Origin of the sequence: Bacillus sp. 007/AIA-02/001, assembly GCF_004634455.1 — a bacterium.
Taxonomy (GTDB): domain Bacteria; phylum Bacillota; class Bacilli; order Bacillales; family Bacillaceae_G; genus Bacillus_A; species Bacillus_A cereus.
The window spans coordinates 1-24,718 of record NZ_SEIY01000030.1 but is presented as its reverse complement, the minus strand read 5'-3'; the positions used below and the strand labels follow the sequence as shown (position 1 = coordinate 24,718).

Below are 24,718 nucleotides of genomic sequence, written 5' to 3'. Positions count from 1 at the left end.
TCTTTTGAAGAAAATTTAGCCATAAAAAATGCACCTCCAATTGTTAATTATGTGTCTAACAATTGGGGTGCACTTCATGTATAAGGGGCTTTTTTGCTTACTTCTATCAGTCGAGAAAATTATGTAATGAAAATGAATAATTAGGGGGGAAACTTCTAATTATTCATTTTCACTTTAAATGCTTTTCGAGCGATATCCTGCTGCACGATCTGCTTTTTGAAATTCGCGTTGATAGAGAACTTCTTGTGTACTAGATAATGTGTTTTTTGCTTTATCACGTTTCTTTTTATCCATTACAAATCACCTCGTGTCTTAAAGTTACTATTTATCGTTTCCAAAGACATGAGGGGATATACGCATATGGAAAATGTTAACGATTGATTATCATTTCAGAAAATTTAGATTACGCTTCTTTTAATTGATGAGCATCTTGGAAGGTTGTATCTCGCATTGTAGCAAGTGTGTATTGATCTTTTGGAATTTCATATAAGTTATACACTTCTTCGTTTGCGTTAATTTCATCATATACGGCTTTTCTTGTTTCGTTTGCTAGATTCACATATTGCAGTTTTTCTGCAGCTTTAATAGAACGAATATTTATTTTACGAATACGCATGAAAATTGTTTCAATATCTAATTCATAGAAAAGTTCACTAAAAAATGAATCTTTTGCCAATTTGTTATAGCCTTTTCCATGATATGGTTTGCCAAGCCATGTCCCGAGAAATCCAGCTTTTTCTTGCACATCAAATAAAGTAATTGTTCCGATAGGGTTACCCCATTCATCTAAAATTGTGCGTGAAATTAATTCACCACGCTCTTCAGCTTCAATCGTTTGTTTCGTTAAGAATAAATATTCTTCATAAGAATAAGCCTTTTGACGCACAAAAGGGAAGACAGCTGGATCCACCATTAACTCGTATAGAACGTGGCTGTCGTGTAAGTCGCGTTTTTTCAACATACTAACTCCTCCTCACACGAGGGTAGCATGACGAAAAAACACCCCACCCTCGAAATTTTTATATCAATCTTTAAAAAATTTCGGGGTGGGAATCGAACCCACTAGAACCAGTTTCTAACGCTGGTGGCGCACCATTTGCCTTCCCCATTCATCAATTTGAAAATGATAATCACGACACAAATTGATTATGGTTTCATTCAGTTTATAATCGTATAATACTTTATCTAGTCAAAAAAATAAACTAGTTTTTTTTATTTTTTTTGTAAATTATTTTTCCATCAATCATAGTTAGTACAGGCTTGGCTAAATAATGGAAAGGATGATGAGTCCATAGCACGAGATCGGCGTCTTTTCCAACCTCGATGCTTCCAATTCTATCCTCTAAACGCAAATTTCGTGCTGGGAATATGGTGATTCCTTCTAGTGCTGTTTTCTCGTCTAACCCTTCTCTTACTGCAACAGCAGCGCAAACATTTAAATATTGAATGGGTGTATAAGGATGATCTGTTGTGATAGAAACTTCCACACCATTTTTTGATAATATATGGTAAGTATCCCATGTTTTATTTTTTAGTTCGATTTTAGAACGGCGTGTCAGAGTGGGACCAACTGAAACCTTCAAATTGTGTTTTGAAAGTTCTTCAACAATAAAGTGTCCTTCTGTGCAATGTTCAATGCGTAAATCGAGATTGAATTCTGTTGCAAAGCGTAGAGCAGAACTAATATCATCTGCTCGGTGAGCGTGGATACGTACGGGTATTTCCCGACGTAATGCTTTTAAAATAGGAAGCATTCGAAAATCAGCTTCGTGCCCGTAGTGTTGTGCTTCATAGAATGATTCCCGAAGTAACCCCATAATCCCCATACGTGTAATGGATTCTTTTGTTCCATTACTATGGACTTTTTTAGGATTTTCTCCAAAGGCAATCTTTAAACCAGCAGGTTCTTGAATAATCATATGATCAATACAAGTTCCAGCTGTTTTTATTACACAAGTAGTACCCCCGATAATATTTTGACTGCCAGGCATAACGTGAACGGTTGTAATTCCGTTTTGTACAGCGTCTTGAAAGGCAATATCGAAAGGATGGATTCCATCTAAAGAACGAATATGTGGTGTTGAAACTTCAGATGTTTCATTGGCATCATTTCCAGCCCAACCAGTACCTTCATCATAGAGACCAAGGTGAGTATGGACATCAATAAAGCCAGGTAAGAGATGGAGTGCTCGTGCATCTATAACGGTCATATCTTGAGTAGGTGGAATAAAAGGTTTGACCTCGGTAATTCGCTCTCCTGTAACGAGTACATCTCCTTGAAACTTTTGAGATGTAATAGGGTATACAATGGCTTGTTTGAGCAATATTTTCATAGGTACCTCATTTCTGTTACTTTATAATGCTAATGGAAGTTAAGGGAAAGTAACTGAAAGGTTATTTGTATGGTAATGCTTCGGATCCTAGAAAATGAAAGTTTTGAAAGAGCCCATGTAAAATTGTGTTTTAGAAGTACTACATTGTATGCGAAAGTATATTTTGTAATGCATGGTCTATTTCTGGAAATGTGTATTGGTATCCATGTTCAATTGCTTTAATGGGTAATACACGTTGCCCTTCTAGTACAAGTATGCTCATTTCACCTAATAAAGTTTGAATGATAAAAGAAGGTACAGGCAACCAATGAGGCTTTTTCATTATAGTTGCAATGGTTTCTCCAAATTCCTTCATTCTTATAGGTGTTGGTGCTGTCATATTAAGAGGACCATCAATTTCTTTTTTGTGTATAATGAAATCCATCATACGAACGACATCGTCTATATGAATCCATGATAACCATTGCTTCCCAGAACCAATGGTGCCGCCGATATAGAATTGATAGGGAAGTAGCATTTTTGGAAGAGCTCCTTCATTTGCACCTAATACAACTCCAAATCTTGCGTAGATTGTTCGTATTCCGAGAGAACGTGCTTTAGATGCTTCTTGTTCCCATGAATATACTGTATTTGCTAAAAAGTCATTTCCAGGAGTCTCATGCTGTTCTGTAAAAGACTCTATTTCAGACGTTCCATAGTATCCAATAGCACTTGCGTTAATAAATGTGTGTGGCTTTGTATGGAGTCCCTGCAATTGTTTAATGAGTCCTTTTGTTGTTTGAATTCTACTGTTTAAAATGGCTTTCTTTTGTTGCTTTGTCCATCTACTATTAATAGACTCTCCGGCTAGATTAATAACTACATCAATAGAAGAGAGGGGGAAGGTTTGTAAATCTGGTGTCCATTGAACATACTGAAGGTTAGGATCGGAAGTTTCAGTAGTTTTTTTTCGTGTGAGAATGTAAACAGTATATCCTTTTTGAATAAAAAAAGTAGAAAGGGATTTACCGATAAAGCCTGTACCACCAGAAATTGCGATTTTCACAAGTATTTCCTCCTCATTATATATATTCTTGAAAAGAAAAAATGTTCCTCGACTATGTTAAAATAATAGAGAGGTGAGAGTATGGCTGTCATTACAAAAATAGAAGTACAAAAACGATCGAAAGAACGATTTAATATTTATATTGATAAAGGTCAAGGCGAAGAGTACGGATTTAGTGTGGATCAAGTAATCTTAATAAAACATGGATTACAAAAAGGATTAGAAATCGATGAAATCGAGTTAGGAAATATTTTGTACAATGAAGAAGTACAAAAAGCATATTTACAAGCAATCTCCTATTTATCCTATCAAATGAGAACAAAACAAGAAATAGAAGATTTTTTACGAAAAAAAGAAGTGGGACAGGCCATCATCTCTGAAGTCGTTTCGAAATTATTACATGACCGATATATTAATGATAAAGAGTATGCTGTTTTATATACGCGAACGCAAAGTAATGTGAATCGAAAAGGTCCAACTGTTATTAAAAGAGAGTTATTAAATAAAGGTGTTCAGGATTTAATTATTACACATAGTTTACAAGAATATCCGAAGGAAAAGCAAATTGAGAATGCCTTGTTTCTCATAGAGAAGAAGAAAAAATCTTATCAAAAACATTCTTTTTTACAAATGAAACTAAAGTTAGATGAGATGCTTGTTCGAAAAGGATATTCTAGAGAAGTAATTCAAATTTGTTTGGAAGAATTGAAAGACGAAAAAGATGACGAAAAGCAACAAGAAGCGTTACACTATCATGGGAATAAATATTATGAGAAATATAAGAAGCATGATGGATGGACATTTGAAAACAAGATGAAACAAGCGTTATATCGAAAAGGATTCTCTATTGATGAAATCGAGATATTTTTGCAAATGAAACGCGAAGAGGAATGAGGAGAATAAGATGAATATGCCAAAACGCTACAGTGAAATGACACCGCATGAGCTAAGGGAAGAAATTGGCGCTTTGAAGGAGCAAGCAGTAAAAGCTGAGCAGCTTGGGATTGTCAATGAATTTGATGTATTAATGAGAAAAATGGCAATGGCTCGTGCTTATATGACGGATATAAACAAATTCCGTATTGGTGAAACATATGAATTAGTAGAAGAACCTGGTGTATTATTTAAAATTACGTATTTCAATGGGGTATTTGCTTGGGGATATAAGCAAAATGATAATGAAGAGATTGGCATACCAATTTCCTTATTGCAAGAAAAATAAAAACCAGAGAGTATATATCTCTCTGGTTTTCATCTTTGGTAGGCGTTAAAGGAGATAGGAGATTCTAAAATTGGCGTTTTTTACATTCATTTGCCAATATAATGAGAGACTGGGTTTGTTGCGTCTGTCCGTTAACTTGCGCTTTCGCATGTTTTGGACGAGTCCACGTATGGTTAAATAATTCAGAACGACTATCTAAGCGATCACGGTAGCTCATCTTTATCACCTCGTGTAGGAAGTTAATTTAATTTGTATTACTCTTCCTGCTGATTTGCAGCACGCATACGTTCTTGTGGGTGCGTGTTAATTGTGCCGTTAGGTCGTTTCGAAGCGAAGCGTGATTTCGCTTTCGGTTGACCGTCGATTTTGCTGTTGTTTTTTGACTCAGACCAAAATTCGGCTTGTTTACCCATTACGAACGCCCTCCTCATTATCGGTTGATACCTCTTTAAGAAGTATCAATTATAGAATGTGCAAAATTGAAGAAACTATCCTTTAGAAATGAAGGGATAAATAGGTAAAAGGAGATTATAATATGAATGATATTTATGAAACATTAACGAAAGAATTATTAGACAAGAATGACAAGCTTTCTTACGCACAAGCTCGTGCGTGGGTTGAGTTACTATGGGAAGATTTTCAAACAACTTATGCAAAATCAGGTCGTTATCAAGGCGATGAAATGACAGAACAAGTGGTACGATCATGGATTAATAATCATGGTGTACGCCTTCATGAAATGCGTACAAATAATCCGAAGTATAGTCATTTAATTAATCAAGAAGATCATTTGAAACATTAAAAAAAGCGACTTAAGTCGCTTTTTTTAATGTGGAAGTAATTCCAGTTTTTTTCGAAGCTTTTCTTCACTAAAGATCCATCCTGTATAGGAACTAATAATATTTAAATTGTGGTCGAGCTGAACGATTGCAACAAATGGATAATAATCTTTACTTCGATATCGTAAATCAATGAATCGTACTTCATAATAATGGTCATGATCAAAAATATCCCAGCGATATACAGGAGAGAAAGATAGAAAGGCCGAGATGTTTTCATCTTGTTTAGCTGCTCGCATAATATTATTGTCTGGGAACGGTACCCGATCGAACTTATCATATATCATGATGTTACCACGGTGCCATCTCGCAACGTAGTAATAATCAGCCGTAACGATTGCTAAATGGTAATGGTAAAATCGGTAAGAAGGAGAAATGATAATCTTTTCGACATTTTTGAAACGTTTGTGTACAACGCTTCTTATATTTCTGTGCATCATAATCCGTCCGATATAGTAAACAATCATTAATATATATGCCGCTAAAGCTGTATATCCCTTATGAGAACCGACGAGCATGCAAGCAATTGCAAGTATATGGATAAAGAAAATTACGGTATCGAATGTATTAATCACGCCGAGTGCGACCCATTTTTTTGTGAAAGGCCGTAATGCTTGTGTACCATAGGCATTGAAAATATCTACAAAGACGTGAAGGAAGACAGCAATAAATGACCAAAGCAGTAGATGAAGATATGGAGCGTCTGAAAAGAAGGCGAAAGAGATGCCACTTATAAGGAATGACCAAAGAATTACCGCAGGAATAGAATGAGTAATCCCACGATGATTTCTTATATATTTAGCGTTATTACGCAATTTTAAAACTGTGTCAATGTCAGGAATGTTGGAACCAGCAATTGTAGCAAGCATAACAGCTTGGGGGCCAATATCACTTTGTGCTATGGCTGGATCTAATGTTGCTAAGCTACCTAAAGTGATACCCATAACAAGGTGAGTGGCTGTGTCCATAGAAATCCACCTCCGTTTTTTATTAATGTAACTCTTTTTATTCGATACCTCAAGTCCTTTGCCTTCTATTTCCTGTATCATCTTACTTAAATTTTTTCCTAAAATCTTTATAATAGTACTTATATGCAAAAAAATGAGGGGGATCAAGTTTGACACTTGAAATACTAAACAATTTTAATATAGAGCAGTTTCAAAATGATTTAATTGGTTGGTTTGAAGAAGAACAGCGCGACTTACCATGGAGAAAGAATAAAGATCCATACCGCGTTTGGGTTTCTGAAATTATGTTACAGCAAACAAGAGTAGAAGCTGTAAAACCATATTACGCAAATTTTATGGGGAAGTTTCCTACACTTGAAGCGTTAGCGAACGCAGATGATGAAGAAGTATTAAAAGCATGGGAAGGTTTAGGATATTATTCTAGAGCACGTAATTTACATGCGGCAGTAAAAGAGGTAAAAGAAGTATACGGCGGAGTTGTACCAAGTGATGTAAAGAAAATTGAAAAGTTAAAAGGAGTGGGACCATATACAAAAGGTGCTATTTTAAGTATCGCATATGGTATACCAGAGCCGGCAGTTGATGGAAATGTTATGCGTGTATTATCTCGTATTTTATCAGTATGGGATGATATTGCAAAACCAAAGACTCGAAAAGTTTTTGAAGAGATTGTGCGTGAAATTATTTCAGTAGAAAACCCATCTTATTTTAATCAGGGATTGATGGAATTAGGTGCACTAATTTGTATTCCGAAAAATCCAGCATGCTTACTTTGTCCTGTACGTGAACATTGCAGAGGATATGCTGAAGGTGTTCAAAAAGAATTACCAGTAAAAAGTAAAGCGAAAGCTCCTAAAATGGTACCTATTGTTGCAGGTGTACTTCAAACTGAAGACGGTCGTTACGTTATTAATAAACGTCCAAGTACAGGTTTGTTAGCTAATATGTGGGAGTTTCCGAATGTGGAACTTGGAGAAGGTATTCGAAATCAGAAGGAACAGCTTATAGATTATATGAAAGAAAAATTTGAGCTCGAGGTTTCTATTGATGAATACGCAATGAATGTACAACATACGTTTACACATCGTACTTGGGATATATTTGTATTTTACGGAAAAATAACCGGTAATATTGTTGATACAGATACATTAAAATTTGTATCAAAAGAGGTATTTGAGCAATTACCTTTCTCAAAATCACACCGTACTATTTATGAAAATTGTGTGGAGAAAATTACAATGCAATAAACAAAAAAAGTGTTCCCAATCTAGGGAACACTTTTTTAATCGTAAGAAATTTTTGTCCCATGAGTCCAACTAGCTTCACCTTCTTGTAAGCCGCCTCTTGATTCGATTTCTACTACAATTTCTTTGTAAATACTTTGCCCTTCTACATTTAAATAAGGCAGAACCTGTTGTAGTGAGTGATGAAAATAAGCTAATTCATCTTCTTTCCATTCATTTTTTGAAATCATCGTTAGTTCAGTCATATCGCGTCCTATATACATATTTACACCTCCATTTTCTATAGTTTGAATGAGTAACAAAAGTTATATGCGGAAATTTTAAAAAAGAAAATTACGGATAGCTTCTAAGTGAATTGGTTACATTATTGATTGTGGAGGTGAGAAAGATGAGTAAAAAACAACAAGGTTATAACAAAGCAACTTCTGGTGCTAGCATTCAAAGTACAAATGCTAGTTATGGTACAGAGTTTTCAACTGAAACAGATGTACAAGCTGTAAAACAAGCAAACGCACAATCAGAAGCAAAGAAAGCACAAGCTTCTGGTGCACAAAGTGCAAACGCTAGTTATGGTACAGAATTTGCAACTGAAACAGACGTGCATTCTGTGAAAAAACAAAATGCTAAGTCAGCTGCAAAACAATCACAATCTTCTAGCTCAAATCAGTAATGAAAGAAAAACACTTCTCTAATTCGGGAGAAGTGTTTTCTTTTTGCGTGGATCGTTGTAATGAAAAGAAAGCGAACGACATAACTTCTAATAAGTCAACAAATGTAGTCAAAGGAGAAGGAAGTTAACAATTAGAATTATGTAATTAGGAATAATAACTGATGAATAAGTCCAAAAGGGGGTAAGTAATGAACGATTTTGATAAGTTGGTAGGGGAGCAATTAGAAACGATGGATGAGTTGTTAAAGTTACAAGCACATCTAGAGAAGTATCAACAAATCGAAATGAATGAAAAAGATACGTGCGATAAAAAAGAACTGCATTTTATCCGTCAGGAAATATATAGAACAGAAGTAGCGTTGAAGATGTTACATGAGAAATTTGAAGAACAAACGAATAGTGTAATTCAATCTTTTGCAACTGAAAAAATGATTTCAAATTTAGGGTAAGATATATTGTTATCTTCAGGTGAAAAGTCCTTCTTTGTATGGAAATAGAGAAGGGCTTTTTCTATTACATGTCCTCGCTTATAAATAATGCAGTACAATCCCTATCTCTTAAGAAGAGTTGGGGCATAGTATTCAACGATAAACCTCCTGCATATTCAATTTGAAAAATAGAGTCTTATCCCTTTAGTTTTAAAATTTCGACAAAAAAGTTATAATAGAAAAAAAGTGAATGCCGTTCAAAGGGCATTTGCAGTTGAAAGAAGGGAGCATATATGGGATTTCCCAAAGAAGGAGAAAAAGTACAAATACATAGTTATAAACATAATGGCTCCATTCATAGAATGTGGGAAGAAACAACAATTTTAAAAGGGACACAGAGTCTTGTAATCGGAGCGAATGATCGTACAGTAGTTACAGAATCGGATGGCCGAACATGGATTACTCGTGAACCAGCAATTTGTTATTTTCATGCCAACTATTGGTTTAATGTGATTGGGATGCTTAGGGAAGATGGCGTATATTATTATTGTAATTTAAGCTCACCTTTTGCGTATGATCCTGAAGCATTAAAGTATATTGATTATGATTTAGATATTAAAGTATATCCAGATATGACATATACGCTTCTAGATGAAGATGAGTATGAAAAACATAGTCAAATTATGCAGTATCCACCTGTTATTGATACAATTTTAAAACGAAATGTAGCACATTTAACACAGTGGATTCATCAAAGAAAAGGTCCATTTGCACCAGACTTCGTAGATATGTGGTATGAACGATATTTAATGTACAGAAATTAAAACAAACCTGCAGGGGGCTTCCCGGCAGGTTTGTCCTATTAGAGGGGGGATTATGTGCAAGGCATAAAAAGATATTTACAATTTGTTAAACCATATCGATGGCTTATTGCTATTACAATTATTATTGGACTAGTTAAGTTCGGTATCCCACTTATTATGCCGTGGTTATTAAAGTATATTATCGATGATGTAATTCAAGGCGCGGGCTCGCTTCAAGATAAAACATCTCAATTAATAACAGCGATTGGAATTGCTTTTTTTATTTTTGCGGTATTAAGACCACCGATTGAATATTATCGTCAATATTTCGCCCAACGTATCGCAAATACAATACTGTATGATTTGCGGAAGCATATTTTCGGTCACTTACAAAAGTTAAGTTTACGTTATTACTCCAATACAAAAACAGGGGAGATTATTTCGCGTGTCATCCATGATGTAGAACAAACGAAGGATTTTGTAATTACTGGTTTGATGAACGTCTGGTTAGATACTGCAACAATTGCTATTGCTATCATTGTTATGTTTTCTATGAATATAAAATTAACATTTGTTGCGTTATTGATTTTACCTATTTATGTAATTGCAGTGAAATATTTTTTCGGACGTCTTCGGAAATTGACGAAAGAGCGTTCACAAGCGTTAGCGACGATGCAAGGGTATTTGCATGAACGTATTCAAGGAATGCAAGTGACACGTAGCTTTGCGTTAGAAGAGTATGAGGGGAAGCAGTTTGAAAAAAGAAATAATGAATTTTTAACGAAAGCATTAACCCATACAAGTTGGACGGCAAGAACATTTTCGGCAGTAAATACGTTAACCGATTTAGGTCCGTTACTTGTGATTGGTTTTGCAGCATATGAAGTAATTCAAGGGCAGTTAACGCTAGGAACGATGGTAGCTTTTGTTGGATATATGGATAGTTTATATAGTCCGCTTCGCCGCCTTGTTAATTCATCTACAACATTAACACAATCTTTTGCATCGATGGACCGTGTGTTTGAACTGTTAGATGAAAAATACGATATTGTTAATGTACCAAATGCGGTACAAACGAAAAAATTAAATGGAGAAATTGTATTTGACAATGTTTCTTTTCGTTATAATGCAGATGAAAAAGAGATATTACACAACTTGTCATTAACTATGCAGCCTGGAGAGAAAGTAGCGCTTGTAGGAGCGAGTGGGGGAGGAAAGTCATCTCTTGCTAGTTTGATCCCGCGTTTCTATGATGTTTCTGAAGGCGCGGTTTATGTAGATGGCATAGATGTAAGAAAGTACAATATGAGAAATTTGCGTAGTCATATTGGAATTGTACTGCAGGATAATTTATTGTTTAGCGATACAATTGGAGCTAATATTTTATATGGAAATCCGAAAGCTACAGAGAAAGAAGTGATTGCAGCTGCCAAAGCTGCGCAAATTCATGATTTTATTATAGACTTACCAGATGGTTATAATACTGTCGTTGGAGAACGTGGTGTGAAGCTATCAGGCGGGCAAAGACAACGCGTGGCAATTGCACGAGTGTTTCTAAAGAATCCGTCGGTACTTATATTAGATGAAGCAACTTCAGCATTAGATTTAGAAAATGAAAGGTATATTCAAGAGGCGCTTCAGACGTTAGCTGCTGACCGGACAACGATTATAATCGCACATCGATTAGCGACGATTACGCATGTTGATACGATTATTTACATTGAAGACGGTGAGATTAAAGAGACTGGTTCTCATGAAGAGTTAATGCGAAAAAGAGGATTTTATTACAATTTATATCAACTTCAACATATAACAGAAACAGCTCCTTTACCATAAAAGGAGCTGTTTTTTTATTCGTCTTCTTTTTTATCATCGATTTGGAGTTCTTTTTCTGGTTTATGATATGTGTAGAAGCTATCTACAAGCAAATCTAAATGCTCTACTTCTTCGCTATAGTTAATGATGGAAGAAATAAGAGGGAAGAGATGTAACCATGTTTTATATGCTTCTTCATCGTCCTTATTTTGATATTCCATAAAGATATCAATTAATTCTTGTTTACCTGTTTCAACTTCATCAAGCATTTCAACTGATTGTTGTTTTTTTGCTTTACCAATAAATTTTAATAAAACTTGTTCATGATAATGCGTTAATGAGTCAAGTTCATTTTGGATAGATTCCTGAAATTCTTCCGGCATATAGCGCAGTTCATTTTCAGTACGGTGTAATGATTTTAACGTACTTAAAGCACGGCTTGTTGTCGCTAACATTTGTCTGAATAAAACGAGCTTACGAATTTTTGCGAACTTTACTTTTTTCGTATAGCTTCTTTCTTCTTTATACAGCAAATAGTAATGATTTAGTTTAATCATTTTTTCTTTCATACGATCAATATCAGTTTTTAGCGTTGTAAAATCAGAAGCCTGCCTGCTATTCATTCGAATCCATTTTACAATTTCTTCTGTATTATCAACGATACGATGATAAAGTTTTGTTTCATATTTTGGCGGCATAAATACTAAATTTACAAGTGAAGCCGCAATAATACCAATCATAATCGTCGCAAATCGAAGTAAGGCAAAACTAAAGAAATCTTCGCCTTGATACTCCATAATGGCGATAACTGTTACTAAAGCAATTGATATTGTGTTTTCTAATCGTAATTGTAATGTAAGAGCAATTACTAATATACATGTTAATCCAATAATAAAAGGATTATGTCCAAAAGCAGTAGCAAATGCGATAGCAAATATCGCACCAATTACATTTGCTTGAATTTGTTCAAGTGCTGTTAAATAAGAACGGTATACAGACGGTTGAACAGCAAAGATAGCTGAAATTCCCGCAAATACCGGACTCGGTAATTGAAGTAAAATACAAGCAAATAAAGCTAACGTGATGGCAATACCCGTTTTTAAAATGCGAGCACCAAGTTTCATACCCTTAATAAGATCCTTTCTCTTGTCATAATGAATGTACAACATGATACTATACATTCATTACAATATGTTAGCAAGTGATATTTTAGTGACGTTAAAAGAAATTAGTGTTCATTTTATCCCGCTAATTGTGAGTAGTAAGATTCCTGCCTCAAAAATTAGAAGCTAGATGCCGGTAAACGCTCGATTGGTGTAGGCTAATTAAAGTTTCACTTTATAATTTTTCCTAATTCCTTTTAAACATCAGTTTTTAGTAAAAAAACCTGCTGAATTTCAGCAGGTCTCAAATTGTTACTATAGATTACTATGAGAAGCGTACTTCGTCAATTTTTTCTTAATAATGAAAATTACTCATTTTACTCTGTTGAGATAGATGGGTCTGCCTGTTCTTTTTTCGGGATAATCTCAAAAAACTGGTTCTGTATATCATCTAATAATGCTGTTAATAAAGCAACTTCCTCATATTGCTCATGTTCGTTTAGTACACGAATATAGTCTAGCAATAATTCAGTTACATCTTTCAAACCATTTTTACTAATTGGTTGTAATGTAACATTTGCGCCTTTTGCAATTCTTCTTTTTAAGGCCTGTTCTGTTAGGCCTAAGTTTGAATCATGACGCAAATAAACAACACCGCCAGTCATGCCAGCGCAAATCCATGGACCAGGGTCACCTAAAACAAGCGCTCGCCCATTTGTCATATATTCAAAAGCAAAACCTTTAATATTGGAGTATGACCCTATATTTCCTTGCTCTTTTTCACGGAGTGGTTTTGTTATTCTACCTCCAATTATCATGTCTGCCCCAGAAAGGCGAATGCCAGCGCGAGCATCAGCGTTCCCTTGCACGTATAGTGCCCCTTTTTGTGCACCATATCCAAATCCTTTTCCGACAGAACCGTTATAATATACTCCGTCTTTTCCTTTTGATTTCGTTATATAAATCCCACCACCAAAGGAAGTTTTACCAATGCCATCTTGTGCGCCGCCATTTACGTGTATAAATAAATTTTCACTATTGTAAGCGCCTAACCCATTTCCGGGAATAGAACCATTCGTATACTTTAATGTAAGTGGTTCAAGTTGAGTAGCTTCATATAGTTTACTGCGAACGCGATAACATGATTCTAGACCACCCATAACGCGTTGCTCTACACCAACGCCTACTAATTCTTTTGAGTCAGCGGAATGAACTGTCTTAAATTGTTTTTCTGGTACACCATCTGTTGTTGTAACAGATGGATGTTCTATTATTTGTAATAAATTACGTAAGTTTAATAAATTTTCGCCTCGAACTTGCTCTAATAAATCAGAACGCCCAACAATTGCTTGTGAATTTGTATACCCAAGCTGTCCTGTTAATCGTTTTAGTTCTATACCGAAAGAGGTGAATAAATTTAGCAGGCCAGTAACTGCGCTTTCTAATTCGCGTGGGACGAAGCGGCGTAACCCATGTTCCTTTGCTTGTGCTTCAGACTCGATTTGTGTTGCAATTCCGACATGGCAAGTATCTAGATGACACCCACGGCAAGTAGTGCAGCCGATTGCAATCATTGATAGTGTGCCAAATCCAATACGGTTTGCTCCGAGAAGCATGATTTTCAAGGCATCATTTACACTTCGAATACCACCATCTGCCCAAATCTCTACTTTATGTCTCATGCTCGCTTCTAATAAAGCGTTGTGAGCGGCTTTAACACCAATTTCTACAGGAAGACCTACATGTTGCAAGGCGTGAATACGTGCAGCACCTGTTCCGCCATCGAATCCGCTAATGTTAATAAAATCAGCACCAGCTTTGGCGATACCGACAGCAATTGTTCCGATATTAGGAACGACAGGGACTTTCACGGCTACTTTGGCAAGTTGATTAGCTGTTTTAATTTCCGTAATCATTTGAGCTAAATCTTCAATTGAATAAATATCATGGTTATTAGAAGGTGAAATTAAATCTGAGCCAATTGTCGCATTACGTGCTTCAGCGATTTTGGCTGTTACTTTTGAACCAGGTAAATGCCCACCTTCCCCAGGCTTTGCGCCTTGACCGATTTTGATTTCAATTAAGTTCGATGAGTTTAGTAGTTCGGCATTTACTCCAAATCGCCCAGATGCCACTTGTTGTCCACGTGTATGTGGATATTTTCCAATCATATCTTTAATTTCGCCGCCTTCACCGTTCAAGCTAATCATATTTAGCTGATCGGCCGCTTCTGCATATGCGCGAAAGGCAATTTCGTTTTGAGAACCAAATGACATAGAACTAATAATAAATGGAAAATCATGATTTTTAATGCCGATAGATACTTCTTCAGTTGGAACGACATGTTTTGTTTGTTTCGTTTGAACAAGGTGTCTGATTGCGATGGGATTATTCTCTTCTAGTTCACTTAACTTGTCACGGTAATCATCATAAGAATTTCCTTTTGCAACATCGCCGATTGCTTTCCAAATTCGCGGGAATATATGAAATGATTTTCGCATTCTAATTTTAGGATTGTTATAATCATCCGCTCGCATTTTTGCATCTTCAGCAAGTGATTCAAGTGAAAAAGCTAAATCATTTGAACCGAAGAAATTTGTAATCTGTAATATATTTGCGATTTCTTCATGTAACCCAATAGATGAATAGAGACGTCCGTAACCACGTAACTCATGAATTCCAATTGTTGAAATGACTTTTTCTAATCCTTTATTAAGTGCATTATACAGATTCGTAATTGGTGTTTTTGTTCCATCATTTACAGTCGCGAATAATAAATATGGATTAATACTATCTGCTCCTAATCCATATAGCGTGACAATGTCATGTAAGGAGCGAAGGGCACCAGAACGTATAACGAGAGAACAATTGCGGCGTAATTTATTTTCACTTAATGCTTGATGTACTTTAGCAGTAACTAAATGTGGATCAATCCACAATCTTTCATTTAGATGGGCTTTTACGTCATCTAATACTAGTAGGGAAGCACCATTGTTAACAGCAGCTATCGCTTCAGAACTAATGCGGCTTAATGCACATTGTAGAGTTTCTGACGAGCTGAATGTAGCAGAGATTGTGGCGATAGAGTTATGAGTTTTAAATAGCTCTATGAGTTGTTCGTACGTAATTGTGTGTAATTCCTCTGCAATAGGTTGTGCCACGCTGCCTTCTAAAATAATTGGTGAAAGCATTTCAACTACAAATGGCCGTTTTGCGCCGCTTAATAAACTTGGACGCTCTCCAAGTACAGTACGTGTAGAGAAGTGTTCAATTTCACGGTCACGGTCAATTGCAGGGTTTGTAACAACAGCTACACTTTCTTTAATGAAGTCAGCGATATTTCGTCTATCAGTATCAAGTGCGGCAAGTGGTGAGTCATGCCCAAGTGAGCGTATTGGCTCAACGCCTTTTGTTGCCATCTGTTCAAGGAGTTGAATATGTTCTCGGTCCCATCCGAAAGCGACGTATTGTTTCGTTTCAACTTGAACAGAATCACATAGCCCTTGGATTTTTTTCGTTTCAGGGATAGATAAATTTAAATGGTAATTGGTAGTATCAATTCGCTTTTTAAAACGGTTATATACTTGGATTTGATATTTGTCATATTCATAAAGAACAAGTTCATCTTGTTCATTCCATTTTAATCCGACTTTTTCTCCAGGAGCGAGTGGTTTTGGTTCTGCTACATATTTAGTTGGTGATACAACTCCAGGTTCAGAAGAGAAAATATAAGAGCTCTCTGTCTCTACTTTCCATACTGGGCGTAATCCAAGGGAATCAACGCTGAAAACAGCTTCATCTTTAAAACGGGAAATGATGCCAGCTGGTCCTTGGGCAAAATGTCCCCACGCTTCACGTATATACGTATATAAATCTTGTAAAGGTGTTTCATAAAGTTTAATTTCATTAATAATTGGTGGGAATAGAATTTCCATTGCTTCAAATAAGCTGTAGTTGTATTGAACAAGTAGGGTTTCTAAGGTGCGGTTTAAATCTTGAGAGTCACTGCCTCCTGCAGTAAGTGGTACATCAATCATTTCAGCTTGATCGCGTAATTTCGCAATTGTGTTAATTTCACCATTATGTCCGAGAATGCTAAATGGTTGTACACGAAAAAAATTAGATAATGTATTAGTAGAGTAGCGGTTATGTCCTAATGTCATAGTTGAAGCGATAAGCGGATGTTGTAAATCATTATAGTAGGCAACAAGCGTATCACCAGCACCTAGAACTTTATATACAACATGATTACGACTTAATGAAGCAACATGAATTGCTTCGTTTTCCTCTATTTTTATTGTGACAGAAAATAATGTTTGCTCAATATTTGTAATTTCGTTTTCTGCGATAAGGGCAACTTGCCAAAATAAAGGTTCTTCTTGTTTACCAAGTGGACCGAGTGCATCTGAGTTTGTTACATCATCACTTTCGAAAATGATAGTAAAGTTTTTGTTGTTTAATTGCGTACGAATATAATCTTTTAAGGCAGTAATGTCTTCTTTTTTATTTAGAAAAAAATGTCCAACGATAAAGTGGGGATGATCCACAATCGTTGGATTATATCCGCTACTTTTTAGTTTTTCATTCCAAAGCGTTTTTGGTATATCAATGTGAATGCCGATGCCATCGCCCTCACCATTAATGAAACCAGCTCTATGATTCATTTTGACGAGTGATTGTATGCAAAGGTCAATGTTTTCTTTTGTAGCAATTTTTCGTTTCTCCATAACGGAAACGATTCCACACGCATCATGTTCTGCATTTCTATAATCTCGAAATAAAGACGGTGTCCATGTATTTTTTTTATTGAGCATCCGTCAATCCCCCCTCTTGTAAAAGTTAGAATAATCTTACTATTTAAGGTGCGAATCACCTTGTACACAGAGATAGTAATGCTGTAAAAGAGTATAAAACAGATAATTATGAATAATTATACTATTAATACGGAATTTATGAAATAGAAAAAAGGAAAAAAGAAAGGTGAGCTTTCTTTTTTCCTTTTAATGACGGGATTATTTATTGTCTGCTAGGGCAGCAAATGCTCTGCCGACAGCTTCGATTGTATATTCAATATCTTCTTTTGTATGTTCTGTAGTTAAGAACCATGCCTCGTATTTAGAAGGTGCTAAGTTAATTCCTTCTTGAAGCATAAGCTTGAAGAATTTACCGAACATTTCACCGTCTGTATCTTGTGCGGCATCGTAATCTTCAATTGTATTTGTTGTGAAGTATACAGTTAAAGCCCCTTTTAGACGGTTTAATGTAATGTCGATATTATGTTTCGCTGCTTGTTCTAAAATTCCTTTTTCAAGCATTGCACCAAGTTCATCTAATTTCTCATAAAGCCCTTCTTGTTGAAGCACTTCTAGACAAGCGATACCTGATGCCATAGAAGCAGGGTTTCCTGCCATTGTACCAGCTTGGTATGCAGGTCCAAGCGGAGCAACTTGTTCCATAATTTCTTTCTTACCACCGTAAGCACCGATTGGTAAGCCGCCGCCAATAACTTTACCAAGCGCTGTTAAGTCAGGTGTCACACCAAGTAAGTCTTGAGCACCACCGTACATAAAGCGGAAAGCAGTAATAACTTCATCATAAATTACTAATGCGCCAGCTTCGTGAACAAGTTCATTCACTTTTTCAAGGAATCCTGGTTTAGGCTCTACAATACCGAAGTTTCCAACGATCGGTTCTACAAGGATAGCTGCTACTTCATGACCCCATTTATCTAAAGCCTCTTTTAAAGTTTCTACATTATTAAATGGAACAGTAATAACTTCTTGTGCAATACTTTGTGGTACGCCAGCTGAGTCAGGAGTTCCTAAAGTAGAAGGACCAGATCCAGCTGCCACAAGTACTAAATCAGAATGACCGTGGTAACAACCAGCGAATTTCATGATTTTTGTGCGACCTGTATAAGCACGAGCAACACGAATCGTTGTCATCACTGCTTCTGTACCAGAGTTTACGAAACGGACTTTATCTAATGCAGGCATTGCTTCTTTTAACATTTTTGCGAATTTTACCTCTAGCGCTGTTGGTGTTCCATAAAGTACCCCATTTTCAGCAGCTGTTGTAATTGCTTTTGTTATATGCGGATGAGCATGTCCAGTAATAATAGGACCGTATGCTGCTAAATAATCGATATATTTATTTCCGTCTACATCCCAGAAATAAGCGCCTTTCCCACGTTCCATAGCAACAGGAGCGCCGCCGCCAACTGCTTTAAAAGAACGAGAAGGACTATTAACACCGCCCACGATATGCTCTAAAGCTTCTTTATGTAATGCTTCTGACTTTGTGAATTTCACTACAATTCATCTCCTTACAAAAATCTATGTATTATTCTAACATGTTTTTCGAAAAGACGTATTGTTTGTGATAGCGCAGGCAGTTGGGTAAACTATTCGTTGTGACATTTAGGAGGGGGGTCCGATTATGAAATCGGTAATTGAGGTACAAGGGTTACGTAAAGAGTTTACAGCCTATTCAAGTCGTCCGGGCTTAAAGGGTGCATTTCGCGATTTATTAAATCGTAATTATAAAATAGTACCAGCAGTAAATGATGTATCTTTTACTGTAAAGCAAGGTGAAATGGTTGGTTATATCGGTGAGAACGGTGCTGGTAAATCAACAACAATTAAAATGCTTACGGGGATTTTAACTCCGACATCAGGGCAAATCACAGTAAATGGAATGAACCCACATAAACAAAGAGAAGAATTTGTAAGAACAATTGGTGTTGTTTTTGGACAGCGTTCGCAACTTTGGTGGGATATTGCAGTACAAGAATCGTTTCGTTTATTAAAGAAAGTGTACGGTGTATCAGACGCTCAGTATAAGGAGCATATGGAGCACGTAATTGAAACGTTAGATATAGGGCCTTTATTAGATAAACCAGTTCGAAAATTATCTCTTGGTCAAAGGATGCGTTGTGAATTAGCGGCAGCCTTAATTCATAATCCACCGTTATTATTTTTAGATGAGCCAACAATTGGGTTAGATGTACTTGTGAAATTGAAAATACGTGAATTTTTAAAAGAAATGAATGAACGTTATAAAACAACAATTTTATTAACAACACACGATATTACTGATATTGAAGCTTTATGTGAGCGCGTTATCATGCTGGATGAAGGGAATATTATGTATGACGGTTCTTTAAGTAATCTTCGTACGCAGTGGGGAGCAGAGAAGGAAATTCACTTTCAGTTTGTTGCACCAGTTTCCTATCAGGCTTTATCAATGGTTATGCCAGATAATCATGTCGTTTGGTCGAAAGCGAAAGAGGAAAATGCATGGGTTGCAAAAATTCCGAATGAAGAAGTTATTATTTCAATGCTTATTTCTAAAGTAGTACAAGCATTTCAAATTAAAGATTTAAAAATTAACGAAGTGTCTACAGAGGAAATTATTCGTAACATTTATGAAGAAGGTATTACGCATGGGTAAGTATATTGAAATGATTCGAATTCGCTTTTTAATGATGCTTGCGTATCGTACAAATTACTATAGCGGGATTTTAATTTATACGATTAATATCGGTGCTTACTATTTTTTATGGCAAGCAATTTATAGCGGAAAAGAGAATATTGAAAGTTTATCTATTTCGCAAATGACCACGTATATCGCAATCGCGTGGATGGCACGTGCCTTCTATTTTAATAATATAGATAGGGAAATTGCGATGGAGATTCAAGAAGGACGTGTGGCTGTAGAATTAATTCGTCCGTATAACTATTTGGGAATGAAAGTTATGCAAGGTCTTGGCGAGGGAATATTCCGTTTTGCCTTCTTTTCCATTCCAGGCATGGTTATCGTTACGTTAATATTTTCGTTGCAAATTACAACGAATTTTCAAACTTGGTTATATTTCTTCTTATCTTTAATATTTAGCTTTATTATTAATACACAAATTAATTTAATGACGGGAATGCTTACGTTTTTCCTATTTAATAATAGTGGAATTATGTATGCAAAACGCGTTGTTATTGATTTATTTTCAGGTCTATTATTACCAATTAGTTTTTATCCGTTATGGGCCCAAAAAGCAATGATGTTTTTACCGTTTCAGGCTATTAGTTATATTCCAAGTATGATTTTTTCTGAAGGTATACAGGGGAGTAAGTTGTATGAGGCTTTAGTATTTCAAGTGATTTGGGCGATTGTACTTATTATTCCAATTGTAATCATGTGGAGAACGGCGAGAAAACGTCTAATTGTACAAGGGGGATGATGAGATGCTATATATAAACTTATTTTTACAATATGCAAGTCAATATATAAAAACAAAATTGGAGTATCGAGGTGATTTTATCGTTGGTTTACTTTCTGATTTATCGCTTCAAGCAGTTAATTTAATATTTATTCTCGTTGTATTTGGGCATACACAAGCATTGAAGGGATGGAGTCGAGAAGAGGTAATCTTTATTTATGGTTTCTTTTTAGTACCATTTGCCATCTTTTCAGCTTTCTTTAATATATGGGATTTTAATGATCGATACATTATTAAAGGGGAGATGGATCGTGTATTAACGCGACCGATCCATAGCCTATTTCAAATTATATTAGAAAGAATGGAACTTGAATCTTTAATTGGAGCTATTACAGGGATTGTTGTAATGGGATATGCAGCTGTGGAGTTACAATTATCTTTTTACTGGTATGATTTCTTCTTATTTATATTGATGGTAGGAGGAGGAGCACTTGTATATGGAGGGATATTTGTTACGTTGGCGAGCCTTGGTTTTTGGTCGGATGCGAAAAGCTCAATTATGCCTCTTATGTATAACATAGGTAATTACGGGCGCTATCCTGTTAATATTTATAATCGTGTAATTCGTTTCATTTTAACGTTCGTTTTACCGTTTGCGTTTGTTGGAGTATATCCAGCAGCATACTTTTTAAGAAAAACAGAATGGAATAGTTATGCGTTTGCGACGCCAATTGTTGGTATTATCTGTTTTACGATTGCAATCACCCTCTGGAATCAAGGGGTAAAAAGGTATCGTGGCGCGGGTAATTAATTATAGAAGCTTGTTCGTTTCTAAGGGATAAATCAGTTCTCCACCTCATACATATAAAATGAGGTGGAGGACATGTTATGGGGATTTATTCTATTAATTGCAGCAATCGCTATTTTGAAAAGTGTCCAATTATTATGGAGTTCCTATTCAGATTCAACGCGTTTTTTTTCGCTCTATAATTTGGCCACATTATTTTTAATCTATACAACAGTACTAATCGCATTTGGATTAAGTTACGTTGTATTAGAGGAAATGGGTTTCGCAGTTTTGAAAGAGGATGGAGAAAGTTTGAACGCTCATTCTTTTCAACTCGTCGAAGTTTGTTTATATTTTAGCGCAGTTACTTTATTGTCTGTTGGATATGGTGACATATCTCCGATTGGAATTGGGCGATGGATTGCAATCGCAGAAGCGCTAATTGGATATACACTCCCTTTTGCTTTTGTGATGAGGTCTGTAATAGACAATGAAAAATAAGGAAGCATTTGTTATAGTAAAGGAAAAGAGTAGGAGTGATAAATATGATTACAGTAGGAGAAATGGCACCAGAATTCACATTAGAGGGAAGTAACGGAGAAGAAGTTTGCCTAGCTGATTTCCGCGGTAAAAATGTAGTTCTCTATTTTTATCCGAAAGATATGACGCCAGGATGTACAACTGAAGCATGTGATTTTCGTGATGCGTATGGAGTATTTCAAGAGAAGGATACGGTTATTCTTGGAGTAAGTCCTGATTCAGCGAATAGACATTTGAAATTCATTGAGAAACATGAATTGCCATTTATACTTTTAGTAGATGAAGATCATAAAGTAGCAGAGTTATACGATGTTTGGAAGTTAAAAAAGAACTTTGGGAAAGAGTATATGGGAATCGAGCGTTCTACATTCCTTATTAATAAAGACGGTGAACTTGTAAAAGAGTGGCGTAAAGTGAAAGTGAAAGGACATATTGAGGATGTTCTTTCTTATATAAAATAAATCTACATTGGAGATAAAATATGCAGAAACAAGGCAAGTGTCTATACATATTTTACTGCCTTACATAAAGTGGAAGTGTAGGGCATACCTCCTCAGATGATAGTATTCCAAGTGCGATTATGTCGCACTTTTTTCTATGGAATATATGAAGAAAAAAGGGAAAGATACATAAAAACAAGTCCTGAATATAAAAATAAACTACATACTTATAGTAGAAATATTGACGATTTATAAGAAAAGGAGTACACTCTTTATAAGAATTATAAAATAATAATCCGTATAGAATCGGGGTGCATGACGGTGGTCAAAGAAGAATTAAAAGAAGCGCTAGAAATGCTGAAAAATACGGGTGTACGCATTACTCCACAGCGTCATGCTATTTTAGAGTACCTTGTGGAATCAATGACGCACCCAACAGCGGATGATATTTATAAAGCATTAGAAGGTAAGTTTCCAAATATGAGTGTTGCAACTGTCTATAATAACTTACGTGTGTTTAAAGAGGTTGGACTTGTAAAGGAATTAACTTATGGAGACGCTTCAAGTAGATTTGATTATGTTACAAGTCAACATTATCATGTGATTTGCGAAAAATGTGGTAAGATTGTTGATTTTCCTTATGGAGGCTTGGAAAAGCTGGAAGAGGAAGCTGCGAAAACGACAGGCTTCGTTATCAATAGTCATCGCTTAGAAATTTATGGCGTTTGTCCAGAGTGTCATAAGGCGTAATATATAATAAAGAAAGAGGCTGACGGCTATACGTCAGCCTCTTTCTTTATTATATAAGGATTAGCGTGAGGTTAATCGGGATTTACAGTGCTAAGTTAGTAAGGAGGGTTAGATAAAAGTTTGTCGAATTTACTTTGTATTGGTGGAAATGAATTCTGGGAGGGGACATTTTGAAGAAATATGAGATTAAAAATAACATTCTAACATTGGAAGAATATAAATATTTATGTGATTCTGTGGGATGGACTAACTATATGAACTTTGAGGTGGCGGAAATATCACTTCAAAATTCGATTTACTGTATAACAGTCAAGGATAATAATCAAATCATCGGCATGGGGAGAATTGTTGGTGATGGGGCTATCTATTTCTATATTCAAGATATAGTGGTTCATCCAGAGTATCAAAAGAATGGTATTGGAAAGAAAATAATGAATACTTTAGTAGAATACTTAAATCAGAATGCTCCAGATAAAGCATTCATTGGTTTGTTTGCGTCGCAAGGTAAAACATCATTCTACGAAAAATATGATTTTAAAGATTATTCGCCTAATATGACAGGGATGTTTACTGTTATTTCGAAAAAATAGGTGTAATAAATTTAATAAAACAATTAAAAAGTTGATTTTTTAAGAAATCAACTTTTTAATGAGTTGAAACGTTTGTAGTGTTGCAAATTCGTATTTCCCTTGATACTTATGATTTATAACTCTTCTTATTATACTTTTCATCAAATTCTTTTCCTTCTAGATCTCGATCTAGTGTTAAAGGTTGATTGCAGTGCATACATGCATCGACACGGCCGAGCATTTTGGTTGGCTTATCACAGCTTGGGCAAATAATTTGGATAGTCTTAGTAGATAACATGCCAATCCAAAAGTAAACGACAGTGCTAGCGATAACAGCTAAAAAGCCAACCATCATAAACGTTGTCATAATAATAATGTTTTCGCGGAAAAAGACACCTAAGTATGCAATGAAGAGGCCGATAAATACTAAACTTAATGCAAAGGTCCGGATTTTATTGATTTTGTTTGAATACTTAATGCTCATTCTCACCACGCTCCTATACTAATAATATAACATACAATTTAGAATTTTCACTCTCTTGTAAATTGATAAAGGGATAAGATATGAAATGAATAGGAGGGGGACCATGAAGAATGAATGGACGCTATAAGGATTTTTACAGCGGTTTTTAAGTTTTTAACGGGATGTGAAATTTTTTTATAAAAAGTATTGACCCTGTATATACTGCATGATATATTAATAACCGTCGCTGATGCGGAAACGCAGAAAACGACAAAAAAGAAATTAAAAAACTTAGTTGACATTGAAAAATGAAGATGTTAACATAAGGAAGTCGCGAATGAGCGACTAAGTAGTTCTTTGAAAACTGAACGAAACAAACAACGTGAAACGTCAATTTTTATTTTAGATGCTAGACAAACTAACTTTATTGGAGAGTTTGATCCTGGCTCAGGATGAACGCTGGCGGCGTGCCTAATACATGCAA

27 protein-coding genes and 1 rRNA gene are annotated in these 24,718 nt (G+C 35.7%); 16 read left to right on the top strand and 12 right to left on the bottom strand.

Annotated elements, in window-relative coordinates:
• Positions 1-174: 174 nt before the first annotated feature.
• The 4 genes from ES895_RS28250 to ES895_RS28235 all read right to left on the bottom strand — a co-directional run bounded on the left by ES895_RS28250 (position 175) and on the right by ES895_RS28235 (position 3,378).
• Positions 175-294 carry a YfhE family protein gene (locus ES895_RS28250; protein ID WP_000358482.1) on the bottom strand — a complete coding sequence of 40 codons (120 nt, stop codon included), beginning with the start codon at positions 292-294 and terminating at the stop codon, positions 175-177.
• 109 nt (positions 295-403) lie between these two features.
• Positions 404-961 carry a GNAT family N-acetyltransferase gene (locus ES895_RS28245; RefSeq protein ID WP_000914737.1) on the bottom strand — a complete coding sequence of 186 codons (558 nt, stop codon included), beginning with the start codon at positions 959-961 and terminating at the stop codon, positions 404-406.
• 241 nt (positions 962-1,202) lie between these two features.
• On the bottom strand, positions 1,203-2,333 hold the full coding sequence (locus ES895_RS28240) for an amidohydrolase (protein WP_000698314.1): 1,131 nt from the start codon (positions 2,331-2,333) through the stop codon (positions 1,203-1,205).
• A gap of 139 nt (positions 2,334-2,472) precedes the next feature.
• Complete coding sequence (locus ES895_RS28235; protein WP_000684380.1) at positions 2,473-3,378, bottom strand: TIGR01777 family oxidoreductase; 906 nt, start codon at positions 3,376-3,378, stop codon at positions 2,473-2,475.
• Positions 3,379-3,459: 81 nt separating this feature from the next.
• On the opposite strand from ES895_RS28235, the gene recX reads away from it, so the two are divergent.
• Together recX and ES895_RS28225 are read left to right on the top strand one after the other, a co-directional pair.
• Positions 3,460-4,272 (top strand): recombination regulator RecX, encoded by an 813-nt coding sequence (gene recX, locus ES895_RS28230; protein ID WP_000268502.1) that lies wholly within the window; start codon positions 3,460-3,462, stop codon positions 4,270-4,272.
• Between the two features lie 10 nt (positions 4,273-4,282).
• Entirely contained in the window at positions 4,283-4,600 is a 318-nt protein-coding gene (locus tag ES895_RS28225) for a YfhH family protein (protein WP_001057024.1), read from the top strand.
• A gap of 64 nt (positions 4,601-4,664) precedes the next feature.
• Here ES895_RS28225 and ES895_RS28220 read toward each other — a convergent pair whose 3' ends face one another.
• Positions 4,665-4,817: a YpzG family protein gene (locus ES895_RS28220; protein ID WP_000122093.1), complete on the bottom strand. Its 153-nt coding sequence runs from the start codon at positions 4,815-4,817 to the stop codon at positions 4,665-4,667.
• 37 nt (positions 4,818-4,854) lie between these two features.
• A complete protein-coding gene (locus ES895_RS28215; RefSeq protein ID WP_000517891.1) occupies positions 4,855-5,013 on the bottom strand; it encodes a small, acid-soluble spore protein K in 159 nt (52 codons plus the stop codon).
• A gap of 122 nt (positions 5,014-5,135) precedes the next feature.
• On the opposite strand from ES895_RS28215, the gene ES895_RS28210 reads away from it, so the two are divergent.
• Positions 5,136-5,402: a YfhJ family protein gene (locus ES895_RS28210; protein WP_000998166.1), complete on the top strand. Its 267-nt coding sequence runs from the start codon at positions 5,136-5,138 to the stop codon at positions 5,400-5,402.
• 24 nt (positions 5,403-5,426) lie between these two features.
• On the opposite strand, the gene ES895_RS28205 is transcribed toward ES895_RS28210, so the two are convergent.
• Positions 5,427-6,407: a metal-dependent hydrolase gene (locus ES895_RS28205; RefSeq protein ID WP_000379106.1), complete on the bottom strand. Its 981-nt coding sequence runs from the start codon at positions 6,405-6,407 to the stop codon at positions 5,427-5,429.
• 149 nt (positions 6,408-6,556) lie between these two features.
• Here ES895_RS28205 and mutY point away from each other — a divergent pair, with 149 nt between their 5' ends.
• Positions 6,557-7,654: an A/G-specific adenine glycosylase gene (gene mutY / locus ES895_RS28200; protein WP_000171394.1), complete on the top strand. Its 1,098-nt coding sequence runs from the start codon at positions 6,557-6,559 to the stop codon at positions 7,652-7,654.
• A 35-nt stretch (positions 7,655-7,689) separates the two neighbouring features.
• On the opposite strand, the gene ES895_RS28195 is transcribed toward mutY, so the two are convergent.
• Positions 7,690-7,914 (bottom strand): hypothetical protein, encoded by a 225-nt coding sequence (locus ES895_RS28195; protein ID WP_000275436.1) that lies wholly within the window; start codon positions 7,912-7,914, stop codon positions 7,690-7,692.
• Between the two features lie 125 nt (positions 7,915-8,039).
• Between ES895_RS28195 and ES895_RS28190 the strand changes: the two genes are divergently transcribed.
• The 4 genes from ES895_RS28190 (at position 8,040) to ES895_RS28175 (ending at position 11,388) form a co-directional block, all read left to right on the top strand.
• Complete coding sequence (locus ES895_RS28190; RefSeq protein WP_000039046.1) at positions 8,040-8,321, top strand: gamma-type small acid-soluble spore protein; 282 nt, start codon at positions 8,040-8,042, stop codon at positions 8,319-8,321.
• Positions 8,322-8,509: 188 nt separating this feature from the next.
• Positions 8,510-8,770, top strand: a complete 261-nt coding sequence (locus tag ES895_RS28185) for a YgaB family protein (protein ID WP_000997575.1) — start codon at positions 8,510-8,512, stop codon at positions 8,768-8,770.
• 272 nt (positions 8,771-9,042) lie between these two features.
• Positions 9,043-9,573 carry a nucleoside tri-diphosphate phosphatase gene (gene ntdP, locus ES895_RS28180; RefSeq protein WP_000506624.1) on the top strand — a complete coding sequence of 177 codons (531 nt, stop codon included), beginning with the start codon at positions 9,043-9,045 and terminating at the stop codon, positions 9,571-9,573.
• 54 nt (positions 9,574-9,627) lie between these two features.
• A complete protein-coding gene (locus ES895_RS28175; protein WP_001161596.1) occupies positions 9,628-11,388 on the top strand; it encodes an ABC transporter ATP-binding protein in 1,761 nt (586 codons plus the stop codon).
• 14 nt (positions 11,389-11,402) lie between these two features.
• On the opposite strand, the gene ES895_RS28170 is transcribed toward ES895_RS28175, so the two are convergent.
• The 3 genes from ES895_RS28170 to hemL all read right to left on the bottom strand — a co-directional run bounded on the left by ES895_RS28170 (position 11,403) and on the right by hemL (position 18,781).
• Positions 11,403-12,491 (bottom strand): aromatic acid exporter family protein, encoded by a 1,089-nt coding sequence (locus ES895_RS28170; protein WP_000765787.1) that lies wholly within the window; start codon positions 12,489-12,491, stop codon positions 11,403-11,405.
• A gap of 356 nt (positions 12,492-12,847) precedes the next feature.
• On the bottom strand, positions 12,848-17,284 hold the full coding sequence (locus ES895_RS28165; RefSeq protein WP_135238841.1) for a glutamate synthase-related protein: 4,437 nt from the start codon (positions 17,282-17,284) through the stop codon (positions 12,848-12,850).
• Between the two features lie 198 nt (positions 17,285-17,482).
• Positions 17,483-18,781 carry a glutamate-1-semialdehyde-2,1-aminomutase gene (gene hemL, locus ES895_RS28160; RefSeq protein ID WP_000673239.1) on the bottom strand — a complete coding sequence of 433 codons (1,299 nt, stop codon included), beginning with the start codon at positions 18,779-18,781 and terminating at the stop codon, positions 17,483-17,485.
• A gap of 127 nt (positions 18,782-18,908) precedes the next feature.
• Between hemL and ES895_RS28155 the strand changes: the two genes are divergently transcribed.
• The 7 genes from ES895_RS28155 to ES895_RS28125 all read left to right on the top strand — a co-directional run bounded on the left by ES895_RS28155 (position 18,909) and on the right by ES895_RS28125 (position 23,792).
• The gene (locus ES895_RS28155; protein WP_000843658.1) at positions 18,909-19,922 is read left to right on the top strand and encodes an ABC transporter ATP-binding protein; all 1,014 of its coding nucleotides are present in this window, start codon (positions 18,909-18,911) and stop codon (positions 19,920-19,922) included.
• Positions 19,915-20,706, top strand: coding sequence for an ABC transporter permease (locus ES895_RS28150; protein WP_135238840.1), 792 nt, complete (start codon positions 19,915-19,917; stop codon positions 20,704-20,706). Before ES895_RS28155 ends, ES895_RS28150 begins: the two co-directional genes overlap by 8 nt.
• Positions 20,707-20,710: 4 nt before the next feature.
• Positions 20,711-21,496 (top strand): ABC transporter permease, encoded by a 786-nt coding sequence (locus tag ES895_RS28145; protein ID WP_000965772.1) that lies wholly within the window; start codon positions 20,711-20,713, stop codon positions 21,494-21,496.
• Between the two features lie 72 nt (positions 21,497-21,568).
• Positions 21,569-21,973, top strand: coding sequence for a potassium channel family protein (locus tag ES895_RS28140; protein WP_000964343.1), 405 nt, complete (start codon positions 21,569-21,571; stop codon positions 21,971-21,973).
• Positions 21,974-22,017: 44 nt separating this feature from the next.
• Positions 22,018-22,473: a thioredoxin-dependent thiol peroxidase gene (bcp, locus tag ES895_RS28135; RefSeq protein WP_048568183.1), complete on the top strand. Its 456-nt coding sequence runs from the start codon at positions 22,018-22,020 to the stop codon at positions 22,471-22,473.
• A gap of 300 nt (positions 22,474-22,773) precedes the next feature.
• Complete coding sequence (perR, locus tag ES895_RS28130; RefSeq protein ID WP_000237829.1) at positions 22,774-23,202, top strand: peroxide-responsive transcriptional repressor PerR; 429 nt, start codon at positions 22,774-22,776, stop codon at positions 23,200-23,202.
• Between the two features lie 170 nt (positions 23,203-23,372).
• Positions 23,373-23,792, top strand: a complete 420-nt coding sequence (locus ES895_RS28125) for a GNAT family N-acetyltransferase (RefSeq protein ID WP_135238839.1) — start codon at positions 23,373-23,375, stop codon at positions 23,790-23,792.
• Between the two features lie 106 nt (positions 23,793-23,898).
• On the opposite strand, the gene ES895_RS28120 is transcribed toward ES895_RS28125, so the two are convergent.
• On the bottom strand, positions 23,899-24,255 hold the full coding sequence (locus ES895_RS28120; RefSeq protein ID WP_000025058.1) for a YgzB family protein: 357 nt from the start codon (positions 24,253-24,255) through the stop codon (positions 23,899-23,901).
• A 403-nt stretch (positions 24,256-24,658) separates the two neighbouring features.
• Here ES895_RS28120 and ES895_RS28115 point away from each other — a divergent pair.
• Positions 24,659-24,718 (top strand): 16S ribosomal RNA (locus tag ES895_RS28115); the annotation flags it as partial.